We start from the raw sequence: 14,548 nt of genomic DNA, 5'->3' as shown, positions 1-14,548 counted from the left end.
CGCGCTCCCTCGCTGTCGCTCTTCGTCGGTGCCACTCGTGTCGTGAAGCCGGGGACGGGGCAAGCGCCTTTTTCGTCTTTGGGCAACGCGGCGGCCGGCCGGCCGCGAGCGCCCCCCGGATATGCGTGGGCCGCCGCACCGGGATCGGCACGGCGGCCTGGTCGCTCGGCGGATCGCCCCGCGGGCGGGGCGCCGCGCGTCAGACGTCGGCGCTGCGGGCCGCCGGGATCCCGTCGCGCACCTGGGCCGAGGCCGAGGCTCCGACACTGTCGAGTCCATGCGGGACGAGGACCTGGCGCAGCGCGGTGCCGTTGTGCAGGCGGTCGAAACCCTCGTTCAACTCGTCGAAGGTCACCAGCCCGTCGATCAGCGCGTCCACCGGCAGCGCACCGGACTGGTAGAGCTCGATGAAGCGCGGAATGTCGCGCATCGGCACGCACGAGCCCATGTAGGAGCCGCACACGTGCTTCTCGCCCAGGACCAGGTCGCCGTGGTTGACCGAGAAGGTCTTGCCGGTGCCCGACAGGCCCGCCGTCACCACCTTGCCGCCGCGGCAGGCGACCGCGTAGGCGGCCTCCATCGCCGGGATCGCGCCGGCAAGCTCGACCGCATGGTCGACGCCGCCGTTCGTCAGGTCCTTGATCTTCTCGACGAGGTCCGGGTCCTTGGCGTTGAAGGCGTGCGTCGCCCCCAGCTCCAGCGCCTTCTTCAGCTTGGCGTCCTCGAGGTCGACCGCGATGATGGTGTGTGCGCCGGAGACCTTCGCCCCCATCACGCCGCACAGCCCCACGCCGCCGAGGCCGAAGACGGCGACCGATTCGCCGGGCTTCACCTGGCTGGTGTTCACCACCGCACCGACGCCGGTCATCACCGCGCAGCCGAAGAGCGCCGCCTCGGTCAGCGGCAGCGAATCGTTGATGACGACGATCGAGCCGCGGTGCACGACGACATATTCGGAGAAGCAGGCGACGCCGACCATGTGCTTGACCGGCTCGCCGTCCGCGTCGCGGAAGTGGACGCCGCCCGACATCAGCCCGCCGTGGGCGCGGGCGGCCATGAAGGTCTCGCACAGCTGCGGCTTACCGCCCTGGCACTGCTTGCAGCGCCCGCAGTTGCCGGCGAACTGGAAGGCGATATGGTCGCCCGGCTTCAGGTCCGTGATCGCCGAGCCGACCTCCAGCACCTCGCCCGCGCCCTCGTGGCCGAGCACCACCGGCAGCCCCCGGCCCAGCGAGCCGTTGATGACCGACAGGTCCGAGTGGCAAAGGCCCGCACCGACGACCTTGACGAGAACGTCCATCGGCCCCGGCGGCACGATGGTCAGCTCTTCGATCGTGATGGGGCGGGAATGCGCGTAGGGCAGCGGTTTGGCCAGCTCGCGCAGCACCGCGGCTTTGGTTTTCAGGGTCATCGATCCCTCCCGGCCCGCAACGACGCGGGCCACGCTCTGATTTGCCGAGACTTTCGTCTCTTTTTAGCGCCTTGTCACCCATGGGCATGGCGGCGAGGTCGCGTGATTGTCCTTTTCGTGGAGTTGCTTGAATGTCGGCGTGGGCGCGCGGCCGGCCCACTGCGGCCGCCCCGCCCGCAAGCACGGCCCCGGTGCGGCACCGCCCCCGGCGCCCGACGGTGAAGAATGGACGACGCGATGACCGACACGCCACCCCCGCGCCCCCCGGCCGACCCGGCCTTTCGCGAACGGGTCACCACCAGCTTCGCCAAGCAGGGGCTGATGGAGACGCTGGGCGCATCGCTGAGCGCGGTGGAGCCCGGCGCGGTGACGATCGCGCTGGTGCCCGGCGCCGCGGTCACGCAGCAGCACGGCTTCGTCCACGCCGGCGCCGTCTCGGCCATCGCCGACAGCGCGGCCGGCTATTCCGCGCTCACCCTGATGCCGCCGGGTGCGGGGGTGCTGACGGTGGAGTTCAAGATCAACCTCCTCGCCCCGGCGGCGGGCGATCGCATCGTCGCCCGCGGGCGCGTCGTCAAAGCCGGCCGCACGCTGACCCTGGCCCAGGCCGACGTCTTCGCCGAGGCGAACGGGGCGGAACGGCTGGTCGCGGTGCTGAGCGCCACGATGATGACGATCGAAGGCCGCGAGGGCGTCGCCGACTGAGCGGCGCGGCGGGGATATTTCGGGCCCGGCGAATTCAAACCGCGCGCCGGATGGGGTAGCTCTCCGCCGGACAACGCGCGGAGGACATCGTGGCAGGCCCGGCGAACACGGCGACGGCGAACATCCAGGCGGTCGACGCCCGCCACCACTGGCACCCCTTCTCGGACATGGCCGCGCTCAACGCGGCCGGCTCGCGGGTGATCGTCGGCGCCGAAGGCGTCTCGCTGACCGACAGCGAGGGGCACCAGATCCTCGACGGCATGTCGGGCCTGTGGAACGTGGCGGTCGGCTACGGGCGGCGCGAGATCGTCGACGCGGTGGCCGAGGCGCTGACGACGCTGAGCTACACCAACACCTTCTTCCAGTGCACGCACCCGCTCGCCGCCACCTACGCGCAGGCGATCGCCGAGCTTCTGCCCGCGCACCTGAACCGCGTGTTCTTCACCAGCTCCGGCTCGGAGGCGAACGACACCGCCTTCCGCGCCGCGCGCACCTACTGGGACCTCAAGGGCCGGCCGGGCAAGAAGCGCTTCATCGCGCGGCGCAACGGCTATCACGGCTCCACGGTCCTGGGCGCGTCGCTGGGCGGGATGGCACCGATGCACGCCCAGTCGGGCCTGCCGATCGAGGGGATCAGCCACATCGACCAGCCCTACTGGTTCGGCGACGGGCGCCATCTCGGCATGACGCCGGACGAGTACGGCATCTTCGCCGCCGACCGGCTGGCCGCCGAGATCGACCGGCTGGGCGCCGACACCGTGGCCGCCTTCATCGGCGAGCCGATCCAGGGCGCGGGCGGCGTCGTCATCCCGCCGGACACCTACTGGCCGCGCATCGCCGAGATCTGCCGCAGCCGCGATATCCTGCTGATCGCCGACGAGGTGATCTGCGGCTTCGGGCGCACCGGGGCGATGTGGGGGTTCGAGACGTTCGGCTTCTCGCCCGACATCGTCACCATGGCGAAGGCGATGACCTCCGGCTACGTCCCCTGCGGCGGCGTCGCCTTTTCCGACGACGTGGCCGCGACGCTGGAAGAGGGCGGCGAATTCTTCCACGGCTACACCGCATCCGGCCATCCGGCGGCATGTGCGGCGGGCCTCGCCAACCTGGCGATCTTCGCGCGCGAGCGGCTGGTGGAGCGCGTCGCGGACGACATCGGCCCCTACCTCGCCAAGCGCTGGGCGAGCCTCGGCGATCACCCGATCGTGGGCGAGGCGCGCATGCGCGGCCTGATCGGCGCGTTGGAGCTCGTGCGCGACAAGGCGGCGCTCGCGCGCTTCCCGGGTGCCGCCGGCGCCGGCACCCGCTGCCGGGATCTCGCGGTCGCCAACGGTCTCGTGATGCGCGCCGTGGGGGACACGATGGTCATCGCCCCGCCGCTGGTGATCTCGCACGCGGCGGCGGACCGTCTGGTGGCGCGCGCACGTGCGACTTTGGACGCGTTGGCCGCGGAGCTACTCCCCGCTTGATCGCGCGGCGGGCATCGGAAACAGTGGCACAAAGCCGGCGCTGGCACAGCGATTGCTGCCCGCAGCCGCAACAAGGGGCCACGCCGAACGGCCCAGCGATGGAGCGCGCAATGCATCTTTGGATCAAAACCGGGTTGGCCCTTGCGATGTTCGCCACCCCTGCCGCCGCGCAGGAGGTCGTCAACATCTACAACTGGTCGGACTATATCGACGAAAGCATCCTGACCGACTTCACCGCCGAGACCGGCATCCAGGTCCGCTACGACGTCTTCGATTCCAACGAGATGGTCGAGGCCAAGCTCCTCGCCGGCTCCACCGGGTACGACATCGTCGTGCCGACGGCCTATTTCCTGTCGCGCCAGATCCGCGCCGGTATCTTCGCCCCGCTCGACAAGGCCAAGCTCCCCAACTTCGACAACCTGTGGGCCGACATCCTCGAGCGTACCGACACCTATGATCCGGGCGCCGAGTACGCGATCCCCTACATGTGGGGCACCACCGGGCTCGGCTATGTGAAGGAAAAGATCGAGGAGCGCATGCCGGACGCCCCCGTCGGATCCTGGGACATGCTGTTCGACGTCGACGTCGTCTCCAAGTTCGAGGATTGCGGCGTCTTCGTGCTCGACGCGCCGACCGACATGTTGCCCATCGCGATGAACTATCTCGGCCTCGATCCCGACTCCAAGGAGGCCGACGACATCAAGAAGGGCGCGGAGCTGCTGACGAAAATCCGCCCCTACGTGCAGAAGTTCGATTCGTCCGAATATATCAACGCGCTCGCCAACGGCGACATCTGCCTCGCGGTCGGCTGGTCAGGCGACGTGCTCCAGGCGCGCGACCGCGCCGCGGAAGCCGACAACGGCATCACCGTCGAATATTCGATCCCCAAGGAGGGGACGATGATGTGGTTCGACATGATGGCGATCCCGGCGGACGCCCCCAACAAGGACAACGCCCTCGCCTTCCTCGACTACATCATGAAGCCCGAGGTGATCGCCAAGGCGACGAACTACGTGAACTACGCCAACGCCAACAAGGCCTCGCAGGAGTTCGTGGACGAGGCGGTGCTGGACGATCCGGCCGTCTACCCGCCGCAGGAGGTGGTCGAGAAGCTGTTCACCACCACCGAGCTGCCGCCGCGCACGCAGCGGGTGGCGACGCGCGAGTGGACGCGGGTCAAGACCGGGCAATAGGCCCGGTCGCCCACCGCCCGGCGCCATGAGCACCCCGACCAGAGCGGCTCCCGCGGAGCCGCAACCGGCGCGTCGGCGCCAAGGCACGGGCACCCCCGTGTTCGCCCCCTGGGACGACCCGGCGGCCGTCCCCCTCATCTCCTATCGCGGCGTGTCGAAGCGGTTCGAGGACGTCGTCGCGGTGCACGACATGTCGCTCGACATCTACCCGCGCGAGTTCTTCGCCCTGCTCGGCCCATCCGGCTGCGGCAAGACCACGCTGATGCGCCTCCTGGCGGGTTTCGAGACGCCGTCGGAGGGGCAGATCCTGCTGGACGGCGCGGATCTCGCCGGGGTGCCGCCGCACCGGCGGCCGGTGAACATGATGTTCCAGTCCTACGCCCTCTTCCCGCACCTCTCGGTGAAGGACAACATCGCCTTCGGCCTGCGCCGCGACGGGCTGCCGGCGCGGCAGGTCGCCGAGCGGGTCGACGAGATGCTGACCCTGGTGCAGCTCACCGCGCAGGCCAGGCGCAAGCCGCACCAGCTCTCCGGCGGCCAGCGCCAGCGCGTGGCCCTGGCGCGCTCGCTCGCAAAGCGCCCGCGGGTGCTGCTGCTCGACGAACCGCTCGCCGCGCTGGACAAGCGGCTGCGCGGGGAGACGCAGTTCCAGCTCGTCAACCTGCAGTACGAGCTGGGCATCACCTTCCTCGTCGTCACCCACGACCAGGACGAGGCGTTCGCGCTCGCCGACCGCATCGCCATCATGCGCGACGGCAAGATCGAGCAGGTCGCCCCCCCCGCCCAGCTCTACGAGAGCCCCGCCTCGCGCTACGTGGCCGACTTCGTGGGCGACGTGAACCTCTTCGACGGCACGGTGCGCGCGACCGGCGAGGAGACGGTGGTCGTCACCGACACCGGCCTCGCCTTCGCCGCCGGCCCCTCCTCGGCGACGGTGGGCGGGCACGGCTGCATCGCGGTGCGGCCGGAGAAGCTCCTCATGCACGCCCCCCACGAGGCGCCCGACCTGCTGCACAACCGTATCGCGGGCACGGTGGAGGATATCGCCTACGGCGGCGATTTCACGCTCTACCGGGTGAAGACGGCCGCCGGCATCGTCGAGGCGAGCCTCTTCAACCGGCGCCGCACGACCGAGGCGGCATTCACCTGGGACGACGAGGTGGTGCTGACCTTCGACACCGCCGACACCGTCTTCCTCGACCACTGAGCGCGGCGCGAATGGCCGGCGCGAACCGGCACCCTATGCCCCGTTGACGAGGCGCGGACGACGGGTCAACGTCCCGAAAGGAGGCCGGGAACCAACCCGGCCACGCTTAACGAGACGAGGAAACACCCATGTTCGTGAACCGCACGATCGCCGCCCTCGGCATCGCGGCGCTGATGAGCGCTGGCCCCGCCGTGGCGCAGGACACCATCTACGTTCCGCTGATCTCCAAGGGCTTCCAGCACCAGTTCTGGCAGGCGGTGAAGGCCGGGGCCGACAAGGCGGCCGACGAACTGGGCGTCGAGGTGACGTTCGAAGGGCCGGACAACGAGGGCCAGGTCGACCGGCAGATCGACATGCTGGCCGCCGCGCTCGCCAAGGAGCCGCAGGCGGTGGGCTTCGCCGCGCTCGACAGCCAGGCCGCGATCCCGCTCCTGCGCCAGGCGAAGGACGCCGGCATCCCCGTCATCGCCTTCGACTCGGGCGTCGACAGCGACATCCCCGTCTCCACCGCCTCGACCGACAACATCGCCGCCGCCGCGCTCGCGGCCGACAAGATGGCCGAGCTGATCGGCGGTGCCGGCCAGGTCGCCGTCGTCGCCCACGATCAGACGAGCCGCACCGGCATCGACCGCGTGGAAGGCTTCACCGGCCGCATCAAGGACCAGTACCCCGATATCGAGGTCGTGACCGTGCAGTACGGCGGCGGCGACCAGCTGGAGTCGACCGAGCTGACGAAGGCGATCCTCGCCGGCAACCCGGACCTCAAGGGCATCTTCGGCGCCAACGAAGGTTCGGCGATCGGCGTCATCAACGGTGTGCAGGAGATGGGCCGGGACGACGTCGTCATCATCGGCTACGACTCCGGCACGCAGCAGAAGCAGGCGATCCGCGACGGCGTGATGGCCGGCGCGATCACGCAGAACCCGGTCGGCATCGGCTACGAGACGGTGAAGGCCGCCGTCGCCGCCTCCAAGGGCGAAGACGTGAAGGGCGCGATCGACACCGGCTTCTACTGGTACGATGCCGACAATATCGACGATCCGGAGATCGCCGCCGTCCTCTACGACTGAGGCGCGCGGGCGAGCGCACCCGCTCGCACGACCATGAACGGCGCCCTCCGCGGACGGCGCCGCACCGCCCGCGCGCGCCCGTCCACGGCGCCGGGGCCAACGTTCGAGCCGGTTCGGTGCGCTGCGCCGGGCCGGCTCGCCACGAGAGGATGGATGAGATGGACCTCGGACTGAGCGGCAAGGTCGTCGTCGTCACCGGCGGCGGCTCGGGCATCGGCGCCGCCATCACCATGACCCTCGCGGCGGAGGGCGCGGTGCCGGTGGTGCTGTCGCGCAGCCTCCCGGCCGAGGCCTTCTGGGGCGAGGTGCTCGCCCGCGCGCCCGAGGCCCACGCCATCGCGCTGGAGCTGTCCGACGATGGCGCCTGCCGCGCCGCGGTCGCCGAGATCCTCGCCCGCTTCGGGCGGGTGGACGGGCTGGTGAACAATGCCGGCGCCAACGATTCGATCGGCCTCGACGCCGGGCCGGACGCGTTCCGCGCCTCGCTGGAGCGCAACCTCGTCCACTACTATACGCTGGCCCACCTCGTCGTCCCGGCGCTCGCCAAGACCCGGGGCGCCATCGTCAACATTTCGTCCAAGACGGCGGTGACGGGTCAGGGCGGCACCTCGGCCTACACCGCGGCCAAGGGGGCGCAGCTGTCGCTGACGCGCGAGTGGGCGGCGGACCTCGCCGGGGACGGCATCCGCGTCAACGCCGTGATCCCGGCCGAGGCGATGACCCCGCTCTACGCCCGCTGGTTGGAGACGTTCGACGACCCGGCCGCGCGGCGCGAGGAGATCGAGCGCCGCATCCCGCTCGGCAAGCGGATGACCGAGCCGGAGGAACTGGCTGCCACCGTCGCCTTCGCGCTGTCGCCGCGGGCGAGCCACACCACCGGGCAGTGGCTCTTCGTCGACGGCGGCTACACCCACCTCGACCGAGCCCTCACCTGACCGCGCCCTCACCTGAGCGCGGCCGGCCGGCGCCGATCGGAGCGGCGCGGGGTCAGAAGTCGGCGATATCGTGCGAGAAGTCCCACTCCTCGCGCAACGACGCGGCCTCGAACCCGTCGGAGAAGGCGGCGACGACGTCACCCTGTGCGTCGAGGATCACGCGCCCTCGGAACGTCAGGTCGTCGTAGTCCAGGCCGTCGAGGTAGAGGCTGTCGACGCCCTGCTCGAAGTCGGTGATGACGAGCGCGCCCCCATCGTCGTTGATGACGAAGACGTCCCTGCCGACGCCGCCGGTCGCGATGTCGTGGCCGGGCCCACCGTCCAGCGTGTCGTAGCCCTCGCCGCCGAGGAGCGTGTCGCGGCCGGTGGCGCCGAAGATATGGTCGCTGCCGTCGCCGCCGGAGATGCTGTCGCCTTTGCTTCCGCCGATCAGCACGTCGTAACCGTTGCCGCCCAGGAGCGTCGCCGAGAACCGGTTGCCGTAGAGGGTGTCGTTGCCGTCCTGTCCGGCGAGGATGCTCCACCCGCGCCCGGTTTGGATCACGTCGTCGCCGCTGCCGCCCACGAGCGTGTTGCTGCCGTCGCCGCCGTCGATATAGTCGTCGCCCGCACCGCCGCGCACGAGGTCGTTGCCGCGGCGCGCGAGGATGAGGTCGTCGCCGTCGCCGCCCAGCACGGTGTCGTTGCCGCCGCGGCTGTCGATCCAATCGTGCCCCGCGCCGCCGTCGGCGAACGAGGTGTCGACGATCTTGTCGTCGCCGTCGCCGCCGTAGGCCTCACCGTAGACGCCGATCAGCTTGTCGTCGCCGCCGCGGCCGTAGACGATGTTGGTGCCGGGCCCGCCGAACAGGCGATCGTTGAAGTCGGAGCCGTTGATCGTATCGTCGCCTTCGAGGCCTTCGACCCTCCCGCCTGCGGGCTCGTAGGCTTGGAGGTCGTCCGGCCCCTCGGTGCCGATGACGGTATGCGGGCGTTGGGGGCGAGTATTCATGGCGGCATCGTCGGGTGCAGTGGAAGGGGTGAGGATTTAGGTCCCATTCCGAGAATTCGTCAAGCGGCTAAGCAATGCTGCGAAATTAAATTTTTGCCGGAATATTAGCCGCGATATCGCCGAGTCCCTGGCCGCTCCGGTCGACATTGTATTCGCGCAATGGGTTGGCGGGCGGGCGAAAGAAAACGGCGCCGCGGGGGCGGCGCGGGCGCGGGAGCGATGTCGGTCGCGCCTCAGGCGAGCGTCGGCTCGGGGAGCACGTCGGCTTCCGTCGGCAGCGCGGCGTCGAAGCCGTTCGCGAAGGTGACGAGGAGATCGCCTCCGACGCCGATCCATGGCGAGTTCCCTTCGGAGATCAGAGCCGGGTCCGCCGTTCGTCCTCATGGGTCCCGCCCCTAGGTCGTGAACTCATGGTCCGGGATTCTCAAATGGTCGCGCCCATGATTCAATCTCCTGTCAGTCAGGAGTTGCGGCGTGGCACGTTACGATCTGAGCGAAGTGGAATGGTCGATCATCGAGCCGCTGCTGCCGCCGGCGCCGCCCGGAAAGCAGCGTGTGGACGACCGGCGTGTCCTCAACGGCATCTTCTGGGTGTTGCGGACCGGGTCACCGTGGCGCGACTTGCCGGCGCGCTATGGCCCATCGACGACGGTCTACAATCGCTTCAACAGATGGGCCAGGCGCGGCGTATGGCTGGCGGTGTTCGAGGCACTTGCTCGAGAAGAGCCGGCCGCGCTCCAGCTCATCGACAGCTCCATCGTGAAGGCTCACCAGCACGCAGCCGGCGGAAAAAAGGGGGCCCGGATCACGCCATTGGCCGTTCTCGTGGAGGACTGACGACCAAACTCCACGCCGTCGTCAACGAGCGGGGCCTGCCGATCCGCTTCGTAATCACGGCTGGTCAGGCCTCCGACAAGACAACAGCGCCGATCCTCCTCGACGGGCTCCCACTCGCACCGGACATCGTGGCCGACCGCGGCTACAGCGCCAAGGCGCTGATCGAATGGTGTGCGGCCAGAGGCGCCACCGCCCACATCCCGAGCCAGCGCAACGTTCGTGTTATGCGCACCGTTGCGCCACCGCTCTATCGGCTGCGCAACCTCGTCGAGCGGTACTTCAACAAGCTGAAGCACTTCCGCCGCATTGCCACCCGATTCGACAAACTCGCCCGAAACTTCATGGCCGCCGTCGCCTTGGCATCGACCCGCCTATGGCTACGACACCATGAGTCCACGACCTAGTTCATCCGAACCATTCTGGAGGCATGTCGTCCAGCGCCGGCAACTTGAAGATCGAGCGTCGCTCGTTGATCGAAGCGAGCACGCGATGTCGATAGAGGTCTGCGTTGTCCAAGCTCAGCAAGAACGGCTCCACCTAGTCCATGCCGAACTCGGTGGCGGAACGTAGGTAGGTCTCCGCAATTTCTAACCGACCGATCAGTCCGGCCAAAATCCCGGCGTCGGTCCGGGAAACGTGCCACGGTGGCGCTTCAGACTCCAAGTCGGCGATCAACGCATCAACGGCCTGCGGAATCGTTTTGAACCTCGAACGATTCCGCTGCGCAGCGGCGGCTCCCTGTTCGGCCATCTCGATCGTCAGAAATGCGAACCGTTCGATCGTATCGAATTCGATGAAATCCGCGAGACGATCATAGACGATGCTCGGATCCCAAGGCCACTCGATGCCGGAATTGAGGTAGCAGCCCCTTGCCCATGCACTCGATTGGAACTCGACGATATTGACCCAAAAGCCCTCGTCAGAGAACCAAACTCGGGACAGGCCCTTCCGTCTGAAGCCGATCGGCCGAAGGATCGCCTTGGCAGCCTGGGCGATGATGCGCCCATGTTCCGTCTCGGCCATCTCCCGCCCCCGCCCGCACCGCGTGACACGCCGGGTCGACAAAGTCGCACCCTGCGCCGGCCAGACGGCCGCACGCAATGATATTAAACCATATCGTGCAGTGCCATGGGCATCGACCCGCCGGCTCGGTCGACCCTCGGCCGCGAGCGCATCGCCGGCGGCTGGCCCGATCGTCGGCGCGACGGGCTCGTTTTCCGGCGCACCTCGCTCAGCCGGAATTGTGCTCGGCGCATGGCGATCGCCCGATGGGGATCTTGGAATCGGATCGACCTTGACGGACCATGTCGGTGGGATGCGGCCCTAGATCCCGGTCGCGACGATTGACCGGACCGGGTGAAGCGGTCCAATAGCCCCGACCCGATCAGCGAGCCTCAGATGCGACTTTCCCGGACGTTCCTGCCCCTTTTGAAAGAGACCCCCAAGGAAGCGGAGATTGTCTCGCACCGCTTGATGCTGCGCGCGGGCATGATCCGCCAGCAGTCGGCGGGGATCTATTCGTGGCTGCCGGCGGGCATGCGGGTGTTGCAGAACGTCGCCCGGATCGTGCGCGAGGAGCAGAACCGGGCGGGGGCGCAGGAGATCCTGATGCCGACGATCCAGTCGGCCGACCTGTGGCGCGAGTCGGGCCGCTACGACGCCTACGGCGCGGAGATGCTGCGCATCACCGACCGGCACGAGCGCGACATGCTGTACGGGCCCACGAACGAGGAGATGGTGACGGACATCTTCCGCACCCACGTCCGCTCGTACAAGGCGATGCCGATGAACCTCTACCACATCCAGTGGAAGTTCCGGGACGAGGTGCGGCCGCGGTTCGGCGTGATGCGCGGACGCGAGTTCCTGATGAAGGACGCCTACTCGTTCGACATCGACCAGGCGGCGGCCGAGCGGTCCTATCACCGCATGTTCGTCGCCTACCTGCGGACCTTCCGCCGGATGGGGCTGACGGCGATCCCGATGGTGGCCGAGACCGGGCCCATCGGCGGCAACCTTTCCCACGAATTCATCATCCTCGCCTCGACCGGCGAGAGCGCCGTGTTTTGCCACAAGGACATGCTGGACAAGCCGATCCCCGGCGAGGACACCGACTTCATGGGCGACCTGAAGCCCATCGTCGACGACTGGACCTCGCTCTATGCGGCGACGGACGAGATGCACGACGAGGCGGCGTTCGCGGCGATCCCCGAGGACAAGCGGGTCGAGGCGCGCGGCATCGAGATCGGGCACATCTTTTATTTCGGCACCAAGTATTCCGAGCCGATGGGCGCCGTGGTGGCGGGGCCGGACGGGGCGGACGTGCCGGTGCACATGGGCTCCTACGGGGTCGGCGTGTCGCGTCTGGTGGGCGCGATCATCGAGGCGAGCCACGACGACGACGGCATCATTTGGCCCGAGAGCGTCGCGCCCTGGCAGGTCGGCATCGTCCACATGCGCCCCGGCGACGCGGCGTGCGACGCGGTGGTCGACCGCCTGGAGGCCACGCTGGAGGCCGCCGGCCGCACCGTCCTCGTCGACGATACCGACCAGCGGCCGGGCGCCAAGTTCGCGGCGATGGACCTCATCGGCCTCCCCTGGCAGGTGATCGTCGGCCCGCGCGGCGTCGCGGCGGGTGAGGTGGAGCTGAAGAACCGCGCCACCGGCGAGCGCATCACGACGAGCGAGGCCGACCTCGTGAACCGCCTCACCGCGGGGGCGGCCGCGTGACCCCCTTCGGCGCGCTCGAATGGTCCATCGCGCGGCGCTACCTGCGCGCCCGGCGGCGTGAGCGCGCCATCTCGGTGGTCTCGTCCTTGTCGATCACCGGCATCGTGCTCGGCGTCGCGGCCCTCATCATCGTCATGAGCGTGATGAACGGCTTCCGCACAGAGCTTTTCAGCCGCATCCTGGGCATCTCCGGCCACGTCGTCGTCCAGGCGGCCGACGGGATGCCCGGCTACGACGGCCTCGCCGACACGCTGGAGGGGGTCGACGGGGTCACCCGCGCGGTGCCCTACGTGCTGGGCCAGGCCTACGCCACCGGCAACGGCGGCGCCTCGGGCGTGCTGCTGCGCGGCGTCTCGAAACGCAACATGGAGCGCACGCCGCTCCTGGAGAAGCACCTCGTCGCCGGCTCACTGGACGAATTCGGCGAGGGCAAGGGCATGGTCATCGGCGCCGGCCTGGCGCGCTCGCTGGGCGTCACCATCGGCGACAAGGTCACCGTGATGACGCAGGACGGCCCCGTGACGCCGTTCGGCCAGACGCCGCAGATCGACAACTATCCGGTGCTGGCGATCTTCGACGTCGGCATGAGCCAGGTGGACGGGACCATCGCCTACCTGCCGATCGCCGAGGCGCAGCTCTTCCTCAACATGGACGAGCGCGCCACCGGCATCGAGATCTTCTCCGAAACGCCGGACGACATGGACGCGCTGAAGGCCGCCATCGCCCGGGCCGCCGACCGGCCGCTCTACCTGTCCGACTGGCGGCAGAACAACCGCGCCTACTACACCGCGCTGACGGTGGAGCGGAACGTCATGTTCATCATCCTCACCCTCATCGTGCTGGTGGCGTCGATGAACGTCATCTCCTCGATGACGATGCTGGTGAACGAAAAGACGCCCGACATCGCCATCATGCGCACCATCGGCGCCTCACGCGGCACGGTCCTGCGCGTCTTCCTGATGGTGGGGCTGACGATCGGCGTCGGCGGCACGTTGATCGGCCTCGCGCTGGGAACGCTGATCGCGGTCAACATCGAGGCGATCCGCCAGGCGATCACGACGATCTTCAACATCCAGCTCTTCCCGCCGGAGCTCTACTACCTGACGCAGATCCCGTCCGACATCTCCTCCACGCAGACGGCGATGGTGGTGTTGATCTCGCTGATCCTCGCCCTGATCGCGACCGTGCCGCCCGCCTGGAAGGCGGCCGCGACCGACCCCGTCGAAGCGCTGAAGGCCGAGTGATGGCACCCCCCCTCGTTCTCACCGACATCGTGCGCACCTTCTCCGACGGGGCGGACGAGGTCCACGTCCTCAAGGGCGCCAACTTGACGCTGAACGCCGGTGAACTGGTGGCGCTCGTCGCCCCCTCCGGCGCCGGCAAGTCGACCCTGTTGCAGATTGCGGGCCTGTTGGAGCAGGCCACCGGCGGGTCCGTCACCATCGACGGGACGGAGGCGACGCGCCTGTCGGACAAGGACCGCACCGTGCTGCGGCGCGATCTGATCGGCTTCATCTACCAATTTCATCACCTCTTGGGCGACTTCACCGCGCGCGAAAACGTGGCGCTGCCGATGCGGCTCGCCGGTGCCAAGACGGGTGCCGCCCTCGCCCGCGCCGACGAACTGCTCGACCGGCTGGGCCTCGCCGAGCGGCGCACCCACCGTCCCGGCGAGCTGTCCGGCGGCGAACGCCAGCGCGTGGCGATCGCGCGCGCCGTCGCCAACAACCCGCGCGTGATCCTGGCCGACGAGCCGACCGGCAACCTCGACCAGGGGACCGCCGCAACCGTTCGCGACGCGTTCCTGTCGCTCAGCCGCGACACGGGTCTGTCGGCGGTGGTGGCGACCCACAACCAGACCCTGGCGAGCGAGCTGGACCGCACGGTAACCCTGAAAGAAGGCCGAATTTCACCGCTCGAATTGAGCGCACCCGCTGAATAAGTTTCTCTGCCTCGACCCTTGATGTTCCCGGAACATTCCCGTACGTTCCGATGAGAACAAA

The 14,548-nt window shown here is 68.7% G+C and carries 13 protein-coding genes; 10 read left to right on the top strand and 3 right to left on the bottom strand.

Annotated elements, in window-relative coordinates:
• Positions 1–199: 199 nt before the first annotated feature.
• A complete protein-coding gene (locus MRB58_RS19675; protein ID WP_244782055.1) occupies positions 200–1,405 on the bottom strand; it encodes a zinc-binding dehydrogenase in 1,206 nt (401 codons plus the stop codon).
• A gap of 243 nt (positions 1,406–1,648) precedes the next feature.
• Here MRB58_RS19675 and MRB58_RS19670 point away from each other — a divergent pair, with 243 nt between their 5' ends.
• The 6 genes from MRB58_RS19670 (at position 1,649) to MRB58_RS19645 (ending at position 7,990) form a co-directional block, all read left to right on the top strand.
• On the top strand, positions 1,649–2,116 hold the full coding sequence (locus tag MRB58_RS19670) for a PaaI family thioesterase (RefSeq protein WP_244778786.1): 468 nt from the start codon (positions 1,649–1,651) through the stop codon (positions 2,114–2,116).
• 89 nt (positions 2,117–2,205) lie between these two features.
• Positions 2,206–3,585, top strand: a complete 1,380-nt coding sequence (locus tag MRB58_RS19665) for an aspartate aminotransferase family protein (protein ID WP_371747206.1) — start codon at positions 2,206–2,208, stop codon at positions 3,583–3,585.
• 110 nt (positions 3,586–3,695) lie between these two features.
• Positions 3,696–4,778, top strand: coding sequence for a polyamine ABC transporter substrate-binding protein (locus MRB58_RS19660; protein WP_244778785.1), 1,083 nt, complete (start codon positions 3,696–3,698; stop codon positions 4,776–4,778).
• Between the two features lie 97 nt (positions 4,779–4,875).
• Entirely contained in the window at positions 4,876–5,985 is a 1,110-nt protein-coding gene (locus MRB58_RS19655) for an ABC transporter ATP-binding protein (protein WP_244778784.1), read from the top strand.
• Between the two features lie 128 nt (positions 5,986–6,113).
• Positions 6,114–7,055, top strand: a complete 942-nt coding sequence (locus tag MRB58_RS19650) for an ABC transporter substrate-binding protein (protein ID WP_244778783.1) — start codon at positions 6,114–6,116, stop codon at positions 7,053–7,055.
• 158 nt (positions 7,056–7,213) lie between these two features.
• Entirely contained in the window at positions 7,214–7,990 is a 777-nt protein-coding gene (locus MRB58_RS19645) for an SDR family oxidoreductase (RefSeq protein ID WP_244778782.1), read from the top strand.
• A 52-nt stretch (positions 7,991–8,042) separates the two neighbouring features.
• On the opposite strand, the gene MRB58_RS19640 is transcribed toward MRB58_RS19645, so the two are convergent.
• The gene (locus MRB58_RS19640) at positions 8,043–8,981 is read right to left on the bottom strand and encodes a calcium-binding protein (protein ID WP_244778781.1); all 939 of its coding nucleotides are present in this window, start codon (positions 8,979–8,981) and stop codon (positions 8,043–8,045) included.
• A 474-nt stretch (positions 8,982–9,455) separates the two neighbouring features.
• Here MRB58_RS19640 and MRB58_RS19635 point away from each other — a divergent pair.
• A protein-coding gene (locus MRB58_RS19635) for an IS5 family transposase (protein ID WP_244778780.1) occupies positions 9,456–10,222 on the top strand; the annotation gives its coding sequence in 2 pieces (ribosomal slippage) (positions 9,456–9,765 and positions 9,765–10,222; 768 coding nt in all).
• A gap of 133 nt (positions 10,223–10,355) precedes the next feature.
• On the opposite strand, the gene MRB58_RS19630 is transcribed toward MRB58_RS19635, so the two are convergent.
• Entirely contained in the window at positions 10,356–10,841 is a 486-nt protein-coding gene (locus tag MRB58_RS19630) for a DUF4304 domain-containing protein (RefSeq protein WP_244778779.1), read from the bottom strand.
• Between the two features lie 375 nt (positions 10,842–11,216).
• Between MRB58_RS19630 and proS the strand changes: the two genes are divergently transcribed.
• From proS to MRB58_RS19615, 3 genes are read left to right on the top strand one after another with little or no spacing between them, the layout of a single operon-like run.
• Positions 11,217–12,545 (top strand): proline--tRNA ligase, encoded by a 1,329-nt coding sequence (gene proS / locus MRB58_RS19625; protein WP_244778778.1) that lies wholly within the window; start codon positions 11,217–11,219, stop codon positions 12,543–12,545.
• The gene (locus MRB58_RS19620; protein ID WP_244778777.1) at positions 12,542–13,789 is read left to right on the top strand and encodes a lipoprotein-releasing ABC transporter permease subunit; all 1,248 of its coding nucleotides are present in this window, start codon (positions 12,542–12,544) and stop codon (positions 13,787–13,789) included. The genes proS and MRB58_RS19620 overlap by 4 nt, the downstream gene beginning before the upstream one ends.
• Positions 13,789–14,487 (top strand): ABC transporter ATP-binding protein, encoded by a 699-nt coding sequence (locus MRB58_RS19615; protein WP_244778776.1) that lies wholly within the window; start codon positions 13,789–13,791, stop codon positions 14,485–14,487. Before MRB58_RS19620 ends, MRB58_RS19615 begins: the two co-directional genes overlap by 1 nt.
• Positions 14,488–14,548: the final 61 nt, after the last annotated feature.

Source organism: Acuticoccus sp. I52.16.1, from assembly GCF_022865125.1.
GTDB lineage: Bacteria > Pseudomonadota > Alphaproteobacteria > Rhizobiales > Amorphaceae > Acuticoccus.
This window is presented reverse-complemented; position numbering and strand designations above follow the sequence as displayed.

Coding starts and splice junctions, on each gene's coding strand:
- MRB58_RS19650 (WP_244778783.1), top strand. CDS start 6,114: ATGTTCGTGAACCGCACGATCGCCGCCCTCGGCATCGCGGCGCTGATG.
- MRB58_RS19630 (WP_244778779.1), bottom strand. CDS start 10,841: ATGGCCGAGACGGAACATGGGCGCATCATCGCCCAGGCTGCCAAGGCG.
- MRB58_RS19670 (WP_244778786.1), top strand. CDS start 1,649: ATGACCGACACGCCACCCCCGCGCCCCCCGGCCGACCCGGCCTTTCGC.
- proS (WP_244778778.1), top strand. CDS start 11,217: ATGCGACTTTCCCGGACGTTCCTGCCCCTTTTGAAAGAGACCCCCAAG.
- MRB58_RS19640 (WP_244778781.1), bottom strand. CDS start 8,981: ATGAATACTCGCCCCCAACGCCCGCATACCGTCATCGGCACCGAGGGG.
- MRB58_RS19615 (WP_244778776.1), top strand. CDS start 13,789: ATGGCACCCCCCCTCGTTCTCACCGACATCGTGCGCACCTTCTCCGAC.
- MRB58_RS19660 (WP_244778785.1), top strand. CDS start 3,696: ATGCATCTTTGGATCAAAACCGGGTTGGCCCTTGCGATGTTCGCCACC.
- MRB58_RS19645 (WP_244778782.1), top strand. CDS start 7,214: ATGGACCTCGGACTGAGCGGCAAGGTCGTCGTCGTCACCGGCGGCGGC.